Source organism: Hydrogenophaga crassostreae, from assembly GCF_001761385.1.
In the GTDB taxonomy this organism is placed as follows: domain Bacteria; phylum Pseudomonadota; class Gammaproteobacteria; order Burkholderiales; family Burkholderiaceae_C; genus Hydrogenophaga; species Hydrogenophaga crassostreae.
Map to the genome: position 1 here is coordinate 182,091 of NZ_CP017476.1, position 18,466 is coordinate 200,556.

The following is an 18,466-nucleotide window of genomic DNA, read 5'->3' on the forward strand; positions in this document are numbered from 1 at the left end:
TCCTTGGTGGGGATCAGGAAAGGTGTTTGCCGGCGGACCAGCCGTGCGGCGCAAGGTGGCGCTGGGCCACTTCCACGGGATGGCTTTCCAGTGGAGTGGCCAGGGTGTCGTTCCAGCGGTTGAGAAAACCGAACAGCGACACCACGCCGGTGATTTCCAGAATCTGTTCTTCGCTCCAGTGTGCGCGCACGCGCTCGAACAAGGCATCGTCCACGGCGTTGGGCTGTTGACCCGCCGCGAGCGCCAGCTCCAGCGCCACGCGTTCGGCGGGGCTGAACAGCGGGCTGGTTTCAAAACTCCACAGGGCGTCGAGCTTGTCGGGACTCACGCCGTGCATCTGGGAGCCGGCGGCGGTGTGGGCCATGCAGTACTGGCAACCGGCCGCGCGCGAAGCCATGTGGGCGATCAGGCGTTTGAAGCCTTTGTCCACCTGGCCGACGCCCATCAGAGAGCCATTCAAGGCGCCCAGCGCCTGGGCCAGGCCGGGCACGCGCAGCATGGCCAGCACGCTGTTGGGCATGAAGCCCAGGGTCTCGATGCACAGGGCTTCGAGTCGGCGAAATTCGGGGCTGTCGTCGGGTGCGACGCCTGGGATGCGTGACATGGGTGTTCTCCGGTCGGGATTGGTGGCGGTGTCGGGGTGTGGTGGTTCAGGCCGGGTGCCAGTGCACCATGGGCAGGCCGGCCACGGGTGAGCGGAAAGACGGGATGCGGGTGCCCAGCAGGCTGCCCAGGTAGACGGTGCGCAGGTCGGGTCCGCCGAAGGTGATGCTGGCCATCCAGGGCGCGACCGTGCCGTGGGCTTGTGCCATGTCGTCGGCGGTGGCCGTACCGTCTTTCATCTTTCGGGTGAGGATCTCGCTCGCCGCAGGGTCACCGTCGTCGAGCAGCAGGCGAACCTCGCCTTGTGGCGTGATGGCGATCAGCCGGTCCACCATCACCAGGGTGCACCAGAGGTTGCCGTGGGCATCGAAGGCGATGCCGTCGGGTGGACCGCCCAGATCGGCGGGGCCGTAGACCTCGCGATCCGTGAGCGAAACGCCTTGGGCCGATTCCACCAGCCGCATGCGCGAGATGTGCGGGCCGGTGGTCTCCACGATGTAGAGCCACTCTTCGCGCGCGTCAAGCCGCACTTCGTTGGTGAAGTGGAATCCGTCGGCCACCACGCGCAGGCCGTGTTGGTCCAGCACCGCGATGTAGCCGTCGCGCACCCGGCTGGAAGCCGCTTGCGTCCAGGGATTGACGCGGGTGGAAACGGTAAGCCAGATGCGGTCGCGGCTGTCACGCAAGACGAAGTTGACTTTGCCGATGGGCTGCCCATTGATCTGGTCGAAGAGCACACGCGTCTGGCCATCGCGCGACATGACTTCCAGGCGGTCGGTACCGAAGTTGGAGATCAGGATGTCGCCGTTGGCGGCGAACGCCAGGCCGTTGGGCAGGGTGCCCTGGGTGAACTTGTTTTCGAACGCCTCGCTGCTGTCGCTGGCAGCGCTGGCAAAACGCGCGTCGGCGGTCTGGCCGATGAAGCTTTGCGCACCATCGGCGGCGATGCGGGTCACGCCGCCTCGCGCGTCGGCGGCCCACAGCGTGCCGTCGCGCTCGGCGAGGATGCATTCCGGGCGTTGCAGGTCGGTGCCCACGGTGCGGATCGCGGCGCGGTCCACCACAAAACCGTCCAGTGGGTTGGCTGCGGGCGCGCTCATTTCAGCAGCACCAGGCTGATCTGGGGAAAGGCCATCAGCAGCAGCAGCACCGCCAGCATGGTCAGCGTGAACGGCGCGGTGCCGCGGAAGATGTCGCCCAGCCGGATATCCAGCGTATTGCCCAGCGTGCTCTTGATCACGTAGGCACTGAGCCCAAAGGGCGGCGTGAGCAGCCCGATCTCCACGGCCACCACGGTGATCACCCCGAACCAGATCAGGTTCAGGTCGAACTGCTGCGCCATCGGCAGCATCAGCGGCAGCACGATCAGCAGGATCGAGGTGGAGTCGATCACGGTGCCCAGCAAGATGATGATGAGCACATAGATCAGCATGAACGCCACCACGCCCAGACCCGCCATCGACATCCACTCCAGCATCGCCTGCGGTGTGCCGCTCATGGCCAGCATGCGGGTGTAGATGTTGGCGCAGATGATGAGAAAGCTCACCGACACCGTGACATGGCCGGTCTCGGTCAACACGCCCCAGAAGCTGCGCAGCGTGAGCTTGCGTTTGAGCACCGCAATCAACAGCGCCACCAGGGCCCCCACCGCGCCGGCCTCGGTGGCGGTGAAGAAGCCGGCGTAGATGCCGCCGAGGATGGACGCGATCAGCACCACGATGGGCACGAACTTGGCCGCCATCTCGCTCAGCGGCATCAGCTCGCCGGTGTCCACATCTTGTGGCTTGCCGTCGAGAAACACCATGGTCGGCCGCAAATAGGCCATGCCGATGATGACCACCGCAAACGCCACCGCCAGGATCAGCCCGGGCAGGATGCCGGCCGTGAACAGGTCGCCCACCGACTGGTCCGACAGAAAGCCGTAAAGGATCATCAGCAGACTGGGCGGGATCAGCATGCCCAGCACCGAAGAGCCCGCCACCACGCCGACGGCGAAGCGCGGCTGGTAGCCAAAGCGCAGCATCTGCGGCACGGCCACGCGGGAGAACACGGCGGCCGATGCGATGGAGATGCCGGTGATGGCCGCGAAGATGGCGTTGGCGGCGACCGTGGCCACCCCCAGGCCGCCGCGGATGCGCCGGAACGCCTGGTTGGCGACCTCGAACGCATCCTTGCCGATGTCGGCATAGGCCACCAGAAACCCGGTCAGTACAAACAGGGGAACGACACCGAAGATGTGGCTGGCAATGGAGTCGCTGGCCGCCTGGGCGAGCAGGCTGGCGGCGATTTCGGGGTCGCCGCGCATCAGCCACACGCCGATGAAACTGAGCAGGCCCAGGGTGATGGCCACGTGAAGGCCACCGTAGATGAAGATCAGCATGAGGGCCAGGGAGCCCAGGGCAATGGTGACGTTGCTCACGGTGTCACCGCCTTTCCACGCGAGCGCATGCGGCGCAGGTCTGTCCAGGCCAGCAGCAGGAAACACAGGGCCGTGACCGACAGGCCCAGCAGCATGATCAGCCGTATCGGCCAGACGGGGGCCTGGAAGTCACCGATGGCGCCCACGTATTCGCGGATGCGGATCGAGTCCATCAGCGGTTCCCAGCTCGCGCTCAGGATGATGAGCATGAGCACCATGCCCACCAGGTGGTAGAGCGCGTGCAGGGCATCGGCGAGCGCAGGCCGGGTGCGCTTGAGCCGGTCGAGCAGGATGTCGGCGCGGGTGAAGCGCCCGGTGCGCAGCGTGTCGCCGAGCTGCAGAAAGACGATGCCGACGATGGAGAGCGAGACCAGCTCGGTCACGCCGCGTACCGGCGCGTCCAGCAGGTTGCGCCCGAACACGTCCAGGTTGATCAGCACCATCAGCGCCAGAATCCAGATCGTGCCCAGCGCGTTCATGCCGCTGACCAGGTGGTGCAGGCCAAAGGGCAGTGGCCCGCCGTAGGAGTCGGACGCAGCCGCCCCTGCGGCGGGTGTGGCTGCACCCTGCCGTTGTTCGGAGGGGGTCAATTTATTTGCTCCAGTCGCGTGGGACTTTGACACCTGCATTGGCCAGGCCCGCCATGTAGGCCTTGAGCACGTCGCCGGCTGGCAAGCCCTTGCTTTGCGCCTCGGCTGCCCAGACTTTGGCCACTGGAGAGAGGGCGTCGGCCCAGCGCTTGCGTTCGGCGTCGTTGAGTTCGCTTACCTTGGCGCCGCCCGCGACCATGGCCTGCATGCGCGAATCCACCAGCGCGCTCTGTGCCTTGGCGTATTGCGCAGCGTATTCGTCACCCGCTTCGGTGATGGCGGTGCGAACCTCGGCGGGCAACTTGTCGAAGCGGCGCTTGTTGAAGGCCAGGCCGCCGGCGAACATGGAGCCGAAGTTCACCTTGGTCAGGTACGGTGCGACTTCATGCAGCTTGGCCGCTGCGGCGCCGGTGGCAAACACCACCACGCCATCGGACACCCCGGATTTCAGGTCTTCGTAATAGGTATTGAGCGAACCGGCGACACCCACTGCGCCGGTGCCCCGGATCCAGTTGGCCGCGGGGCCCGGCGCGCTGATCTTTTTGCCGGCGAGGTCTTCGTATTTGGTGATCGGAAACTTGGACCAGACGTGGTACGAGTCCAGAGAGGTGCCGCCGAGGAACACCAGACCGTTTTTGGTCCAGGCTTCGTTCATGGCGGGAATGGACTTCTGGATGCTGGCCATGTTCTGGCTGACCAGATCGATATTGTCGGTGCCAAAGGGCGCGAAGTACGACACGTTTTGCAGCGGGAACTTGGAGGCCTCGAACAAGGTGCTGACCATGCCCACATCCGCAATGCCATCGGCAACGCCCTTGGATTCGGCACCCACCTTGATCAGCGTTCCGCCATAGGCCGTTGTCCAGTCGATCTTGTATTTGCCCGTCACCGCCAGCTTCTTGTTCACGGCAGGGATGAAGGTGTCGTCCAGCGTCTTGACCCACAAAAATACCGGTGGATGGCCGGCGGCGGCGGTGAGCTTGATGACCTGCTGTGCATGCAGGCCACCAGCGCCGAGCGCCAGCGATGCGGCCAGCAGGGTGTGTTTGAACGCGGGAAAATTCATGCTTGTCTCCTAGGGTGGTTTTAGATGGCGAAAGGGCGGGAACGGGAGCGGGAGCGTGCCGGGGCTGCGGGCTGGCCCAGCACCGCGGCGATGCCGGCCGTGACGAACTTCACCAGGCGAGGGGTGGCGGCCGGATCGAAGGGCACGGCCTCGCCCAGCGAGAGGCGGTGCACGCGCTCGTCGCTCATGTGATGGATCAGCGCGCCCAGTGCGAACTGGTAGGCCCAGGCGGCATCTTCGCGTTCGCTGCCCGGGCAGGCTTCCTGCAGGGCATCGATGAAGGCATGTGCCATGGGGTCGAAATAGTCGGCCAGAACACGGCTGGCATCGGTCGTGCGGTAAGACAGTTCCCGGGCCACCAACAGGGCGTAGTACTCGCCCTCGGGGCTGGCGCGCATGCGCATCACCGGGTCGATGAACGCGCCGACCATGCGCTCCAGCGTTTGCCCGTCGCGCGGTGAGGCGCGGGCTTGCGAGAGCAGCGCCAGGCGCTCTGCAATGGTGTGCCCCCAGTGCTCGAAGATGGCATGAAAGAGCTCGTGCTTCTGGCCGAAGTAGTACCCCACCAGCGCCAGCGGGACCTGGGCCTCGGTTGCAATCTGGCGGATCGAAACCGCGTCATAGCCGTTTTGTGCAAACAGCTTTTCCGCGGCCAGCAAGATGTCCGCGCGCCGATCGGTCCGAACGGCCACCGCCGGTGCGCGGCGCGGCTTGGAGGTGGGTGCAGCGGGTTTGGCCATGGGGGCGATTGAACGCTCGTACAAATATGTTGTACACCCGTACAAACCCTGTCTTTCTGAACGGCCTTCGCTGTCACCATGGCGCTTCTGCCGACTTGCTATTCGCTTTGGCTTGAGACACGCTCGGACCACCATGCAACACCCCACGCCCGACACCAAACGTCCGCCCTGCATCCCCCAGATCCGCCGCTACCAGGACTGGCTGACCGAACACCGAAGCCTGACGTTCGGCTCCTACGACGAACTCTGGCGCTGGACCACCACAGAGACAGAAGCCTTCTGGCAAAGCATCTGGGACTACTTTGATCTCCAGTCGCCCACACCGCACACAGCGGTGCTGGAAAAGAACGTCATGCCCTGCGCCAACTGGTTTCCGGGCGCTCAGGTGAACTACGCGCAGCAGGTGTTTCGCCATGTCGATGCGGCCCATGCCGCGGGCTTCCCCGCCGTGATCGGCAGCAACGAAAAGGGCCAGCGGGTCGAACTGAGCTGGCCCGATTTGCGGCGCCAGGTGGCCTCGCTGGCTTTGCATCTGCAGGCTCAGGGCGTGAAGCCGGGCGACCGTGTCGCGGTTTACTTGCCCAACATTCCCGAGACCATGGTCGCGTTCCTCGCCACGATCAGCATCGGCGGCGTGTGGAGCGTGTGCGCCCCCGACATGGGCACCAACGCCGTGCTCGACCGCTTCAAACAGATCGAACCCAAGGTGTTGATCGCCTGTGATGGCGTGAGCTACGGCGGGCGCGACTTTGACCGGCTGGACGTGGTTGCCGAGATGCGCGCAGCCTTGCCCAGCGTGACGCATGTGATCCTGCACACCAACCTGGCCAAGGGCGAAGCCGCCCGGCAAGACGCGCTGGCCAGTGCCGCGCCATGCGCCGACTTCGCTGCGGTCACCATGCGCGACGATGCCGCCGTGACCGCTTTCGAACCCATGTGGCTGCCCTTTGACCACCCGCTGTGGATCGTCTATTCCAGCGGCACCACCGGCATGCCCAAACCCATCGTGCATGGCCATGGCGGCACGGTCGTCGTCGGCCTGGCCATGAAGGTGTTGCACAACGATGTCGGTTGCAGCTACGACCCGAACAACTGGGGCGAGCGCTTCCACTGGTACAGCTCGACCGGCTGGGTGATGTGGAATGCACAGACCAGTGGCCTGCTCAACGGCACCACCTGCGTCATCTACGATGGCAACCCAGGCGGCAGCAAAGACAAACCCGACTGGACCACACTCTGGCGCTTCGCTGCCGAGCAAGGCGTCACCTTCTTTGGCGCCGGTGCCGCGTTCTTTGCCAACTGCCTGAAGGCCGGGGTGGACCTGTCGCTGTGCGGTGACCTGTCGCGTGTGCGGGCGCTCGGCACCACGGGGTCACCGTTGTCGGAAGATGCGCAGAACTGGGGCACCGATCAGTTTCGCAAACTGCATGCTCAGTCGGGGAAAGACCGATTCAGCGCCGGGCCGCCCCAAGGTGAATCAGCCCTCTCGGAGGGCAGCGGACCGCACGAAGCGGGGGAGCGTGGGGGCGACATCTGGTGGTGCAACATCTCCGGCGGCACCGACTTCGCCGGCGCCTTCATCGGCGCCAACCGCGAGCTGCCCCAGATCCCGGGTCGCATGCAGTGCCGCATGATCGGCAGCGCCGTCGAATCGTGGGACGAACAGGGCCAGCCCGTGATCGACGCCGTGGGCGAACTGGTCTGTGCGCAGCCCATTCCCTCCATGCCGCTGTATTTCGTGGGCGACACCGACAACCAGCGCTTGCTCGGCAGTTACTTCGACACGTACCCCGAAGGCCATGGCCGCAAACCCGGTGGCGGTGATCTCGACAAGAGTGCGGGCGCCGTCTGGCGCCATGGTGACTGGCTGCGCATCTACCCCGATGGTTCGTGTGTGATCTATGGCCGCTCCGACGCCACCATCAACCGCCACGGCCTGCGCATGGGCACCAGCGAGCTCTACAGCGCGGTCGAAGCGCTGCCCGAGGTGCTGGATTCGATGGTGGTCGATCTCGAATACCTGGGCCGCGAAAGTTACATGCCGCTGTTCGTGGTGCTGCGCGAAGGCCACACGCTGAATGACGCCATGACGGCGAAGATCAACGGCGCGATCCGCACGGCGCTGTCTCCGCGCTTTCTTCCCAACGCGGTTTTTCAGGTTGCCGAGATTCCGCGCACGCTCTCGGGCAAGAAACAGGAGCTGCCCATCAAGAAGCTGCTGCTCGGCCAGCCGGTTGAAAAGGTCATCAACAAAGAGGCCATGGCCAACCCGGGGTGCCTGGATTGGTTTGTGGCCTTCGCTGCCAGTCGGGAACCTGGCCAGAAGGCCTGAGTGCCAGCCGCGTGCAGACGGACAAGGCTTTGCAATCCGGTTGAGCACGCCGTGTCCGTGGCCAGATGAATCGCGTTCATTTGGCCACGGCGTGACGACGCCCGCTTAAGACCCTGTTTTCTGGTCCGGGTGCGCAGGCTGTTCCCCACACATGGGTCGAAACCAGCCACCTCTTGCCCTGTTGCCTGTCTTTGCCGGCGTCCTGTTTTTTGGAGTTGTGTAACAAAAAATCGTATTGGTGTCGAGTTGTTATGATTGCTTTTCACTGACTGTCACTGTTGTTTTCGGTCATTTCAAGCCACTTTTACCGTCCTTCACACCGCGGCATGGAGTGGGAATTTCACTCATCTGCCGCCCTCGCAAAAAAAGAGACCATGACCACCAACTCCGCATTTATGTCCACCGCCACCCTGCGTGCACAGGCGCCAGGCGAACCCATCGGCTCGATTTTGCGCACCCAATTGATGCGCGCCGGCCTGGTGGCGTTGACGGCTGGCGTGATGGTTTCATATGCCACCAGTGCGATGGCTCAAAGTTCGTACTCAGGTACGGGCGCGGGCGAGTTCTCGACAGGCAACGACAATTCCGGCTTTGGTCACAACGCGGGGCGATACATCAACGGCGACAGCAACAGCGCCAGCGGCACCAACGCGGGGCAATACACCAACGGCAACAGCAACAGTGCCAGCGGCACCAACGCGGGGCAATACACCAACGGCGACAGCAACAGCGTCAGCGGCACCAACGCGGGGCAATACACCTACGGCAACAGCAACAGTGCCAGTGGCTCCTTCGCGGGGCAATACACCAACGGCAACAGCAACAGTGCCAGTGGCTCCTTCGCGGGTCGATTCGTCACCGGCGACGGCAACACCGCCAATGGTTACAGCGCTGGGCAGTTCGTTTCGGGATCCGTCAACAGCGCCAGTGGCAGCAACGCAGGGCAAGGGGTCATGGGTTATCGCAACAGCGCCAGTGGCTCCTTTGCTGGAGGCGATGTTGAGGGCAATGACAACACCGCCAGCGGCACCAGTGCAGGACAAAACGTCACGGGGAATCGCAACACCTCGGTTGGCTTCCAGGCTGGCCAGAATGTGATGGCCAGCGACACCGTCAATGTGGGCTCGAATGCCCAGGCCCAGGGCAACAGCGCTATTGCCATCGGCAACGGTGCCACGGCGCAGTCGTCTGATGGCATCGCGATGGGTCGCGGGGCGCAGGCGGTGCAGTCGAACTCCATCGCCATCGGCGCAGGCGCCGTGGCGAACTCTTCGGTGGCACTGGGTGTGGGCTCGCAGGCGCTGGGCACCAACAGCACGGCGCTGGGCGACAACGCCAGCGCCACGGGCAACTTTGGTGTGGCGGTGGGCAACAACGCATCGGCCTCCCATACCAATTCGGTGGCCATTGGCAACGGGTCCACCACATCAGCGGCCAACTCGGTGTCGTTCGGAAGCGTTGGATCAGAGCGCACGATCACCAACGTGGCCGCCGGCACGGGTGCCACAGACGTGACCAACGTGCAACAGGTGCAGCAAGGCGACGCGGCCACATTGAGCTCGGCCAATACCCACGCCAACGCAGGTGACGCGGCCACGCTGAGTTCGGCCAATGCCGCCGCCACCGCTGGCGATACCGCCACGCTGAGTTCGGCCAATGCCCATGCCAATGCAGGTGATACCGCCACCTTGAGCTCGGCCAACGCCCACGCCGATGCAGGCGACGCGGCCGTGGTGGGTACCGCCAATGCCCATGCCGATGCAGGTGACGCAGCCACACTGAGCTCTGCCAATGCCCATGCCGATGCAGGCGATGCCCGCACGCTGCGCAAGGCCAACGCCCATGCCGATGCAGGCGATGTCCGCACCCTTTCCGCCGCCCAAAGTTATACCGATCAACGCGCATCGGAAACGCTCAACAGCGCCAACCAGTTCACCACCAAGGAAGTTGCTACGTTGCGCAAGCAGGCGTTTGCCGGGATTGCACAAGCGGCAGCGTTGACGCCCTTGTTGCCCTCCGCCGCTGGCAAGTCCACGGTGAATGTGGGCGTGGGGTCATACGGTGGCGAAACGGCCCTGGGCATGACCTTCGCGCACCGCCTGGAGAGCATGGTGTTCAGCGGCGGCGTTGGCGTTGGCTCCGGCAGCAAGAGCCTGATCAAGGTGGGCGCCGGTTTCGAGTTCTGAACCGGTGCGCAAACGACGGTGCTCTTTTGCGGGGTGTCGTTGTTGTGATCTGAGGTGATGGATCGCCATTGGCCGACGCTGGACGAATCGCCGGAACCCGTGTGTGGGCAAGGCGCGCCAACTTGGCCAAGCGCTGGCATGCCATTTGGGTCGGTTGCCGTTGCAGTTGCACAAGCCAGAAGAAAGGGCGTTATGTCAGATCGAAAAGTCGCCATCGTCACGGGTTCGGCCACCGGGGTTGGTGCGGCCACCGCACTCGACCTCGCTGGCCGCGGCTACAACCTGCTGATCAATTTTTCCAAAAGCGAAGAAGAAGCCAAGGCGTCGGCAGCCGCCTGCAATGCGGCTGGCGCCGACACGCTGCTGGTGCAAGGCGATGTGGCCAACGACGCCGACTGCCGCCGGCTGGCCCAGGCAGCCATCGACCGCTGGGGCCGGATCGATGCGCTGGTCAACAACGCCGGCATCACCTCCTTTGCCGGCGTGGCCAACTGGGACGCGCTGGACGCTGCCACCTTTGAGCGCATCTACGGCGTCAATGTGATCGGCGCCTTCCAGATGGTGCGCGCCTGCCTGCCGCAACTGAAGGCGGCCAAAGGCAGCATCGTCAACGTGTCGTCTGTGGCCGGGGCATTGGGCATCGGTTCATCGGTGGCCTACATCGCATCCAAGGGCGCTATCAACTCGCTCACCCTGCATCTGGCGCGCACCCTGGCGCCGGAGATTCGCGTCAATGCCGTTTGCCCGGGGCTCATCACCACGCGCTGGTTCGTCGATGGCGTGGGCCGTGAAAACGCCGAGCAGATTCAGGCGCAATACGAAAAAGCCATGCCCCTGCAAACCGCCTGCAGCGCCGAAGACGTGGCCCAGGCCATCGTCTGGCTGGTCGACGGCGCACGAACCACGACGGGCGAGTTGTTGATGCTGGACAGCGGCATGCACCTCGGGCGGGCGACGCCGCTGCCCGTTGCGTCGACCTGAGCGCCGCATTTCAGCGCGGTTGCGTCAAGCGGCGAAGCTGGGTCTTGAGGCGCAGCACTTCAGCGGCGCTCAGGCCATGCAGTGCGCGGGCTTCATGTGCACGGGCTTGCGCAATCAGGGGGCCCACCTTCCGCTTCCCCGCAGCGGTGATTTGAACCAGGGTGCGACGCTGGTCATCCGGATCATCGGCCAAGCCCACCCATCCGCTGGCAGCCAACCGTTGTACCAGTTTGGTCACGGTGGGTTGTTTGCTCAGAACCTCGAGAGCCAGCTGACCGATCGCGACCGGTTCCTGTTCATTCAAGGCGGCCAGCACGCGCCATTCCAGCGAGCCCAGGCCAGCCGCACGAACAGCCTCATCAAAGTCCTTGAAAAGAGCATGGTTGGCCTGCCCCAAGAGGTAGCCGAGGTAGTCGTCAACGAAGTTTGAGCCCCCACGCTCCGCCGCTGCGCGGGTCGCTGCCCCCCGAGGGGGCTGACCTTGCTCGGGGCGGCCCTTCGCTGCGGTCGGTGAGCCCCCACGCTCCGCTGATGCGCGGGTCGTTGCCCCCCGAGGGGGCTGACCTTTGGCTGTGGCCGGTCTGTTCTTGCGAACCTCAGCTTTTGAACCCAGGCCTGTCACCGGGTTGGTCACAAGGGGTGCTCGGCGAAAAACTTGCCGCCGTGGTACAGCAAAGGTGAGGCCTCGTGGCGGTGGCTGCAGCGTTCCACTTCGCCCACGAAGATCACATGGTCACCTTCGGCGTACTGGCTGCGGTTGAAGCATTCGAAGGTGGCGACGGCGCCTTCGAGCAAGGGGGTGCCGCTCATGCCCTCCACGAAGCGCACGCCGGCCCAGCGGTCGCCGCCGCGCGCGGCAAACTGTTCGGCCAGTTGCTGCTGATCGGCCGCAAGCACGTTGATTGCGTAGCGCAGGCCATTGGAAAAAGCGCCCATGGTGCCAGCGCCTTGAGACAGGCTCCACAGCACCAGCGGAGGCGCCAGCGAAACCGAATTGAACGAGTTCGCTGTGAGCCCCACCAGATCGCCTGTGGCGGTGCGCGCGGTGACGATGGTGACGCCGGTGGCAAACATGCCCAGCGACGCGCGGAACTCACTCGCTGAGAAATCGGGGGGCTTGGCCTGGTGGCCGGCGGATCGGGCTGGGGACATGTGTGGAATTTATATGAAAATTCATGAATAATGGAATCGTTCCCGCTCACCACAAGTGCAGCGGGGTTGTTTAAACCATCGTACCCGCATGCCAGTCTTTGTCGAAGATGCCGCGGCGCCGGCATGACGAAGCCACAGATTTTGCTCCTTGACGGTGAAACCAACGGCGGCGCGGGGATAAGGAAATCGTTATGTTGCAAGAGCGGATCGAGCCTGCCTGGATCGACGCATTCGACACCGTGTTGCGCCGCTGTGCGCTGCAACCGGGAGACACTGTGGCCATTCTCTGCGAAACACAGAGCAGGCCGATACTGTTTGAGCTGGCCCGCCTGTCGGCTGCGCGACTGGGTGCGCAGTCTTTCACGCTCACGCTGCCTTCCGCGTTTGCCACCAGCGAACCTGTGACGCGCTCCACTGGCGCCAGCGAAGCCGTGGCGCAGATGGCGCCGGTGATCGCCGCGCTGGCCTCGAGCACGCTGGTGATCGACTGCACAGTGGAGGGTCTGATGCATGCGCCCGAGTTGCCCGCGATTCTCAAAGGCAATGGCACGACGCAGCCGCGCATTGTGTATGTGAGCAACGAACACCCCGAGGCGCTGGCCCGTCTGCTGCCCGATGACGCGACCGAGGCGCGTGTGAAAGAGCATGTGAAACGCATGCGGGCCGCGAAAGCCATGCGGGTCACGTCAAGCGCGGGAACCGATCTGTCCATTTCGCTGCAAGGCGCGGTGGTTGGGGGCAACTGGGGCAGCACGGCCCGGCCAGGTACCCTGACCCACTGGCCGGGCGGGCTTGTATTGGCTTTCCCGGCGGCAGGCAGCGTCAACGGCCAGTTGGTGTTGGCCGAGGGCGATGTGAACCTCACCTTCAAGCGCTATATCGAGCGCCCGATCACGTTGATCATTGAGGACGACTTTGTGACGCGCATCGAAGGGGCGGGAGTGGATGCCGAGTTGCTGCGTTCCTACTTTTCAGCCTGGGGTGACAAAGAGAGCTACGCCGTCAGCCATGTGGGCTATGGCCTCAATCACGCTGCCCGCTGGGACAGCATGGCGCTCTACGACAAGCGCGATTTCAACGGCACCGAGTTGCGCGCTTTTGCCGGCAACTTTCTTTACAGCACCGGCGCCAACGAGGTGGCCGGACGCCACACGCGTGGGCATTTTGATTGGCCCATGCGCGGCTGCACCGTCGAGCTCGATGGCCACACCGTGGTCAACGCCGGCGAGGTGGTTGCATGACCGGCCGCCGCGCCGGGCCGCCCCAAGCAAGGCCTGCCTCCTCGGGGGGCAGCGCACCACGCGCAGCGGGAAGCGTGGGGGTCCGATTGAAATGCCGCCGCGCCGGGCCGCCCCAAGCAAGGCCTGCCTCCTCGGGGGGCAGCGCACCACGCACAGCGGGAAGCGTGGGGGTCCGATTGAAATGCCGCCGCGCCGGGCCGCCCCAAGCAAGGCCGGCCCCCTCGGGGGGCAGCGCACCACGCGCAGCGGGAAGCGTGGGGGTCCGGTTGAAATGCCGCCGCGCCGGGCCGCCCCAAGCAAGGCCGGCCCCCTCGGGGGGCAGCGCACCACGCGCAGCGGGAAGCGTGGGGGCCTTATGAACACCTTGCCTGCATTCACCACGCTGGGCAGTGGCCCCACAGTGCTCATGCTGCACGGCATTGGTGGCGGACACACCGCCTTCGCGCCGCAAGTTGAAACGCTGGCCAGCGCAGGTTACCGGGCGGTGTCGTGGGACATGCCGGGCTATGGCCGCAGCGCGCCGATCGAGCCTTACACCTTCAAGGGTCTGGCGCAAAGGGCGCTCGATCTGATTGATGCCCTGCAATGCGACAGCGTGACGCTGGTGGGCCACAGTATGGGCGGCATGGTGGCGCAAGAGCTGATGGCGAGGCGGCCTGATCGCATCAACCGACTGGTGTTGTGTGGCACTTCTGCGGCTTTTGGCAAACGCACCGATGGCCGTCTGGACGCAGGCTGGGCCGACCAGTTCGTGAGCCAGCGCACCGCGCCCCTCGACGCGGGCCAGACCATGGAACAGATGGCGCAAAAGCTGATTCCGCAAATGGTCGGTCCCGGCGCCCTGCCCGAAGGGTTGCGCCTGGCAGAGTTCTGCATGGCCAATGTGCCACCGTCAACCTACCGGCGGGCGCTGCAAGCCCTGGTCACATTTGATCGCCAGCAAGCACTGGCCGATATCCGCGTGCCCACATTGTTGATTGCCGGCGAGTTTGATCGCAACGCCTCGCCATCGGTGATGAGGCACATGGCCGAAGCCATGCCCCGCGCCCGTTTCGTCGAGCTGCTGGGCGCAGGCCACCTGATGAACCTGGAGGCGCCCGACCGCTTCGACGCCTTGCTTCTCGACTTTCTTGCCGAGCCCTTGCCCGAACCTTTGCCCGGCGCACATTGATTCACAACACCCCATAGAGGAGACAGATCCATGCCCATCAACCCCACCACCGGATTGGACTTCAGCCCTGCTGTGGGCGACATGCCCCTGACGCCATTGCAAGCCGAATTGCTCGCCAAAGCCCATGCGCTCGGACGCGACAAATTCGCCGCTCGCGCAGCGCAGTGGGACCGCGAGGCCAGCTTCCCGTTTGCCAATTACGACGACCTGCGCGAGGCCGGATTCCTGAAACTCTGCGTGCCTGTCAGCCACGGCGGCCTGGGCGCCGACTACGCCACTTACATGATGGTTGCGGCGGAAGTGGGCCGCTTTTGCGGAGCCACAGCACTCACCTGGAACATGCACATCTGCTCCACCATGTGGACCGGTGTTCTGGCCGACGGCATTCCCATGAGCGAAACCGAGCGCAGCGAACACGCAGCGCGGCGCGAGCTGCACTTCCAGCGCATCGTGAACGATGGCGCTGTTTACGCCCAGCCCTTCAGCGAAGGCAGTGCCGCTGCCGCTGGCAAGGCTCCGTTCGGCACCACAGCGAAAAAGGTGGATGGTGGCTGGCTGATCAACGGCCGAAAGATTTTTGCCAGTCTTTCGGGTGCTGCCGACTTCTACGGCGTCTTGTGCACCGAAGACAAGGGCGATGAACACCCCGACGCCCGTGACACGCTCTACATCAGCGTGCCCGCCACCGCCGAAGGTTTTGCGATCAGTGGCGAGTGGGATCCCCTGGGCATGCGCGGCACGGTGAGCCGCAACCTCGCTTTTAAGGACGTGTTCGTGAGCGATGCCGAACAGCTCATGCCGCGTGGCATCTACTTCAAGGGCGCCCAAACCTGGCCCGCCATGTTTTTCACGCTTTCGCCCACCTACCTGGGCATCGCCAACGCCGCCTACGATTTCACGGTGCAATACCTGCGTGGTGAGGTGCCCGGTGAGCCACCGGTGAAACGCCGCATGTACCCGACCAAACAGATCGCTGTGGCGCAGATGCGCATCCAGCTGGAAAACATGCGCAGCATCTTCGCGCGCGCCATCCAGGACGCCAAGCCCAACCCCAGCAAAGATGAAAAGATGCGCCTCTATGCGGCGCACTACAGCGTGATGGAGGGCGCCAACGACATCGCGCGTCTGGCGATCCGCACCTGTGGCGGGCAAAGCATGATGAAACACCTGCCGCTGGAGCGGCTGTATCGCGACAGCCGCTGCGGTGCCTTGATGCTGCCCTGGACAGCCGAACTGATTCTCGACCGCATGGGGCGCGAGACGCTGTATGAGTCGGGTGAAAAAGACGATTGATTCAACGGGTTGCCCGCTTTTTGGCCCCTTGTTGGCCAGGGGTTGAGCATGGCCCCGGCAGGCCGGGGCATGGTCTTGCCTAAAATGCCGGGATGCGTTTGATTTTCAGTTCGTTTTTGATTGCTGCTACGGTGGCGATCGGTGCAGCAAACCCGGTGTGGGCCGCCCCCAGCAAACCTGCCTTGAGCAGTGGCCCCGGGCATCCCTATGCCGATATTCCGGGCAGCAGTCCCTGTGCCGATTTTGTGGCGCGGTTGCCCAATGTGAAGATGCCGCTGTGTGTCGACGCACGGCTCAAGCCCACGGTGGGTCGTTCGCTCAACGGCCGAACGCTCTATGCGCGCGACGTGGTGGCGCCCGATGCGGAGTTCCGGGTGCTGGTGATCGGCGCCATTCATGGCGACGAGTTGTCGTCTGCGGCGCTGGCCCTGCACTGGATCAAAAACGCCGTCGAGACGCCTTCGAACGCCCATTGGCGTTTCATTCCGGCGTTGAACCCCGATGGCCTTTTGCGGCGCCCGGCATCGCGCATGAACGCCAATGGGGTGGATCTCAACCGCAACTTCCCCACGCCCAACTGGAAACGCGATGCCAAGGAGTATTGGGAGAACCGGACCCGCAAGGATCCGCGGCGCTGGCCGGGGCCGAACCCCTTGTCGGAGCCGGAGTCGCGCTATTTTTACGATGAAATGGAGCGCTTCCAGCCCGACATGATCGTGAGCATCCATGCGCCCTACGGCGTGCTCGACTTTGACGGCCCGGGTACCCCGCCGCCCAAACTGGGGCGCCTGTATCTCGATCAGGTGGGCATTTATCCAGGCAGTCTGGGCAATTACGGCGGCGTGCACAAGGGCATGCCCGTGGTCACCATTGAATTGCCCAGTGCGTTCCGCACGCCGCTGGACGCAGAGATGCGCCAGATGTGGCTGGACTTGTTGCGCTATATGAGTGAGCGTCTGATACCCCCCAAGAGCCAGTCGCCCAGAATCATCCCGGTCAAGGCCAAAAAAACAGGTTGAAGGTGGGCTCAAGGCCTGGCGTACAGACGAAAAAAAACCAACCCTTGGGTTGGTTTTTTGATTTCTAACGGCGCTGTTGCCGCTGAAACCTGCTTGTTGTTGGACTGAGTGTCTCCTCGGTCCCCCGCGGTCTATGGCGAGCTAAGCGCCGTGCGAGTGCATGTAATGTAGGGCAAAGCAGGTGGAGCGCCCATTAGGACTTTCCCTTGGCCAAAGACGCCAGTCCGAAACCTTTCCCATTACAGGATGCTGCGCCATCCGGGGTGGCACAGGAAATGCAACTGAAGGTGCATCATGAAAAAGGAAAGTCACATGCACCAAAAGCGGGGAAAGCTCCCACACCGGATGTCGTCAACTGGATGGGTCTTCTGTCTTCTCTGGCTCGCTTCGAGCAGTGCATCCGGCGCCACGCTGTTGGCCCCGGGTTTGGTCGAGGCCAACAGCCTGAATGGCGCGGACACAGTCTGGCTGATGGTGTCGACCGCACTCGTGTTGCTCATGTCCTTGCCCGGCATCGCCCTGTTTTATGGGGGCATGGTGCGCCGCTTCAATGTCATCAACACCATGGCCAGCGTGGTTGGCATCGCTGCAGTGGTCAGTGTGCTGTGGTTCGGGGTGGCGTATTCGCTGGCGTTCACACCGGGCTCCCACGCCCTGGCCCCCTGGATCGGGGGGGTCGAGCGCATGGGTTTTGCGGGGCTGGAATTTCTGGGCGTGCAGGGCAAAGTGGCTGTGAGCCACATTGCGCCTTTGATTCCTGAATCGGTGTTCGCCATGTTTCAACTCACCTTTGCCATCATCACCTGCGCCCTGGTGGTGGGTGCGCTGGTGGAGCGTATGCGGTTTGGTGCGCTGCTGCTGTTCTCGGGGCTGTGGCTGTTGTTCGTCTATGTGCCCATTGCCCATTGGGTCTGGGAGCCGAGCGGCTGGTTGGCGCAGATGGGGGTGCTGGATTTTGCGGGGGGATCGGTGGTGCACCTGAATGCCGGTGTTGCCGCGCTGGTTTGCGCTTTTGCCCTTGGCCCACGCGAAGGCTATGGCCGTGAGCCTTTCATGCCCTTCAATCTGGGTTTGACCATGGCGGGCACGGGCTTGCTGTGGGTGGGCTGGTTCGGTTTCAATGCCGGTTCGGCGCTGGCGGCGGATGGCCGCGCGGGACTGGCACTGGCGGTGACCCACCTGGCCGCCGCAGCGGGCGCGCTGTCGTGGATGGCCGCCGAGTGGGTGACCCGCAGGCGCGCTTCCTTGTTGGGCTTGTGTTCGGGCGTGGTGGCGGGCCTGGTGGCGATCACGCCGGCGGCCGGTTTTGTCACCCTGCGATCTGCCTTGCTGATCGGGCTGGTGGCGGGCGCGGCCTGTTACTGGGGTGCCACGGCGCTCAAGCGCCGCCTGGGCGCAGACGATTCGCTGGACGTGTTTGGTGTGCACGGTGTGGGCGGTCTGGTGGGCGCCTTGATGACGGGCCTGCTGGCCGAGCCCGCTATTGGCGGACAGGCGGGAAGCCTGATGACTCAGGCCATAGGCTGTCTGGCGGTGATCTTCTACAGCCTGATGATGACGGCGGCCGTGCTGTGGGTCACCTCGCGGCTGACCCGCTTGCGGGTGCGAGCGGCCGAGGAGCGCAGCGGGCTGGATCTGGCTTTGCACAACGAACAGCTCAGTGGCTGAAGCGG

Annotated in this window: 16 protein-coding genes; 8 read left to right on the forward strand and 8 right to left on the reverse strand. The window is 64.1% G+C overall.

Annotated elements, in window-relative coordinates; all coding sequences use genetic code 11:
* Positions 1 to 13: 13 nt before the first annotated feature.
* From LPB072_RS00895 to LPB072_RS00920, 6 genes are read right to left on the reverse strand one after another with little or no spacing between them, the layout of a single operon-like run.
* Complete coding sequence (locus tag LPB072_RS00895) at positions 14 to 604, reverse strand: carboxymuconolactone decarboxylase family protein (RefSeq protein WP_066091446.1); 591 nt, start codon at positions 602 to 604, stop codon at positions 14 to 16.
* Between the two features lie 46 nt (positions 605 to 650).
* Complete coding sequence (locus LPB072_RS00900) at positions 651 to 1,703, reverse strand: SMP-30/gluconolactonase/LRE family protein (RefSeq protein WP_066091448.1); 1,053 nt, start codon at positions 1,701 to 1,703, stop codon at positions 651 to 653.
* Complete coding sequence (locus tag LPB072_RS00905; protein ID WP_066092688.1) at positions 1,700 to 3,022, reverse strand: TRAP transporter large permease; 1,323 nt, start codon at positions 3,020 to 3,022, stop codon at positions 1,700 to 1,702. Before LPB072_RS00905 ends, LPB072_RS00900 begins: the two co-directional genes overlap by 4 nt.
* Positions 3,019 to 3,612 (reverse strand): TRAP transporter small permease subunit, encoded by a 594-nt coding sequence (locus LPB072_RS00910; protein ID WP_197508888.1) that lies wholly within the window; start codon positions 3,610 to 3,612, stop codon positions 3,019 to 3,021. Before LPB072_RS00910 ends, LPB072_RS00905 begins: the two co-directional genes overlap by 4 nt.
* A gap of 1 nt (position 3,613) precedes the next feature.
* Positions 3,614 to 4,678: a C4-dicarboxylate TRAP transporter substrate-binding protein gene (locus LPB072_RS00915; protein WP_066094912.1), complete on the reverse strand. Its 1,065-nt coding sequence runs from the start codon at positions 4,676 to 4,678 to the stop codon at positions 3,614 to 3,616.
* Positions 4,679 to 4,698: 20 nt separating this feature from the next.
* Positions 4,699 to 5,418, reverse strand: a complete 720-nt coding sequence (locus LPB072_RS00920) for a TetR/AcrR family transcriptional regulator (RefSeq protein WP_066094915.1) — start codon at positions 5,416 to 5,418, stop codon at positions 4,699 to 4,701.
* 133 nt (positions 5,419 to 5,551) lie between these two features.
* On the opposite strand from LPB072_RS00920, the gene LPB072_RS00925 reads away from it, so the two are divergent.
* The 3 genes from LPB072_RS00925 (at position 5,552) to LPB072_RS00935 (ending at position 10,917) form a co-directional block, all read left to right on the forward strand.
* Positions 5,552 to 7,750 (forward strand): acetoacetate--CoA ligase, encoded by a 2,199-nt coding sequence (locus LPB072_RS00925; RefSeq protein WP_066094919.1) that lies wholly within the window; start codon positions 5,552 to 5,554, stop codon positions 7,748 to 7,750.
* Between the two features lie 374 nt (positions 7,751 to 8,124).
* On the forward strand, positions 8,125 to 9,936 hold the full coding sequence (locus LPB072_RS00930) for a YadA family autotransporter adhesin (RefSeq protein WP_157559211.1): 1,812 nt from the start codon (positions 8,125 to 8,127) through the stop codon (positions 9,934 to 9,936).
* 192 nt (positions 9,937 to 10,128) lie between these two features.
* Positions 10,129 to 10,917: an SDR family NAD(P)-dependent oxidoreductase gene (locus tag LPB072_RS00935; RefSeq protein ID WP_066094925.1), complete on the forward strand. Its 789-nt coding sequence runs from the start codon at positions 10,129 to 10,131 to the stop codon at positions 10,915 to 10,917.
* Between the two features lie 10 nt (positions 10,918 to 10,927).
* On the opposite strand, the gene LPB072_RS22905 is transcribed toward LPB072_RS00935, so the two are convergent.
* Together LPB072_RS22905 and LPB072_RS00945 are read right to left on the reverse strand one after the other, a co-directional pair.
* A complete protein-coding gene (locus LPB072_RS22905; protein ID WP_231943377.1) occupies positions 10,928 to 11,551 on the reverse strand; it encodes a MarR family winged helix-turn-helix transcriptional regulator in 624 nt (207 codons plus the stop codon).
* On the reverse strand, positions 11,548 to 12,069 hold the full coding sequence (locus LPB072_RS00945; RefSeq protein WP_066094930.1) for a flavin reductase family protein: 522 nt from the start codon (positions 12,067 to 12,069) through the stop codon (positions 11,548 to 11,550). Before LPB072_RS00945 ends, LPB072_RS22905 begins: the two co-directional genes overlap by 4 nt.
* A gap of 191 nt (positions 12,070 to 12,260) precedes the next feature.
* Here LPB072_RS00945 and LPB072_RS00950 point away from each other — a divergent pair, with 191 nt between their 5' ends.
* From LPB072_RS00950 to LPB072_RS00970, 5 genes are all read left to right on the forward strand, one after another.
* Entirely contained in the window at positions 12,261 to 13,310 is a 1,050-nt protein-coding gene (locus LPB072_RS00950) for a M29 family metallopeptidase (protein WP_066094933.1), read from the forward strand.
* A gap of 355 nt (positions 13,311 to 13,665) precedes the next feature.
* Positions 13,666 to 14,481, forward strand: coding sequence for an alpha/beta fold hydrolase (locus tag LPB072_RS00955; RefSeq protein WP_066095405.1), 816 nt, complete (start codon positions 13,666 to 13,668; stop codon positions 14,479 to 14,481).
* Positions 14,482 to 14,511: 30 nt separating this feature from the next.
* On the forward strand, positions 14,512 to 15,774 hold the full coding sequence (locus LPB072_RS00960) for an acyl-CoA dehydrogenase family protein (protein WP_066094938.1): 1,263 nt from the start codon (positions 14,512 to 14,514) through the stop codon (positions 15,772 to 15,774).
* 92 nt (positions 15,775 to 15,866) lie between these two features.
* Complete coding sequence (locus tag LPB072_RS00965; RefSeq protein WP_082877118.1) at positions 15,867 to 16,793, forward strand: M14 family zinc carboxypeptidase; 927 nt, start codon at positions 15,867 to 15,869, stop codon at positions 16,791 to 16,793.
* A gap of 345 nt (positions 16,794 to 17,138) precedes the next feature.
* Positions 17,139 to 18,461, forward strand: coding sequence for an ammonium transporter (locus tag LPB072_RS00970; RefSeq protein WP_096349122.1), 1,323 nt, complete (start codon positions 17,139 to 17,141; stop codon positions 18,459 to 18,461).
* Positions 18,462 to 18,466 lie beyond the last annotated feature (5 nt).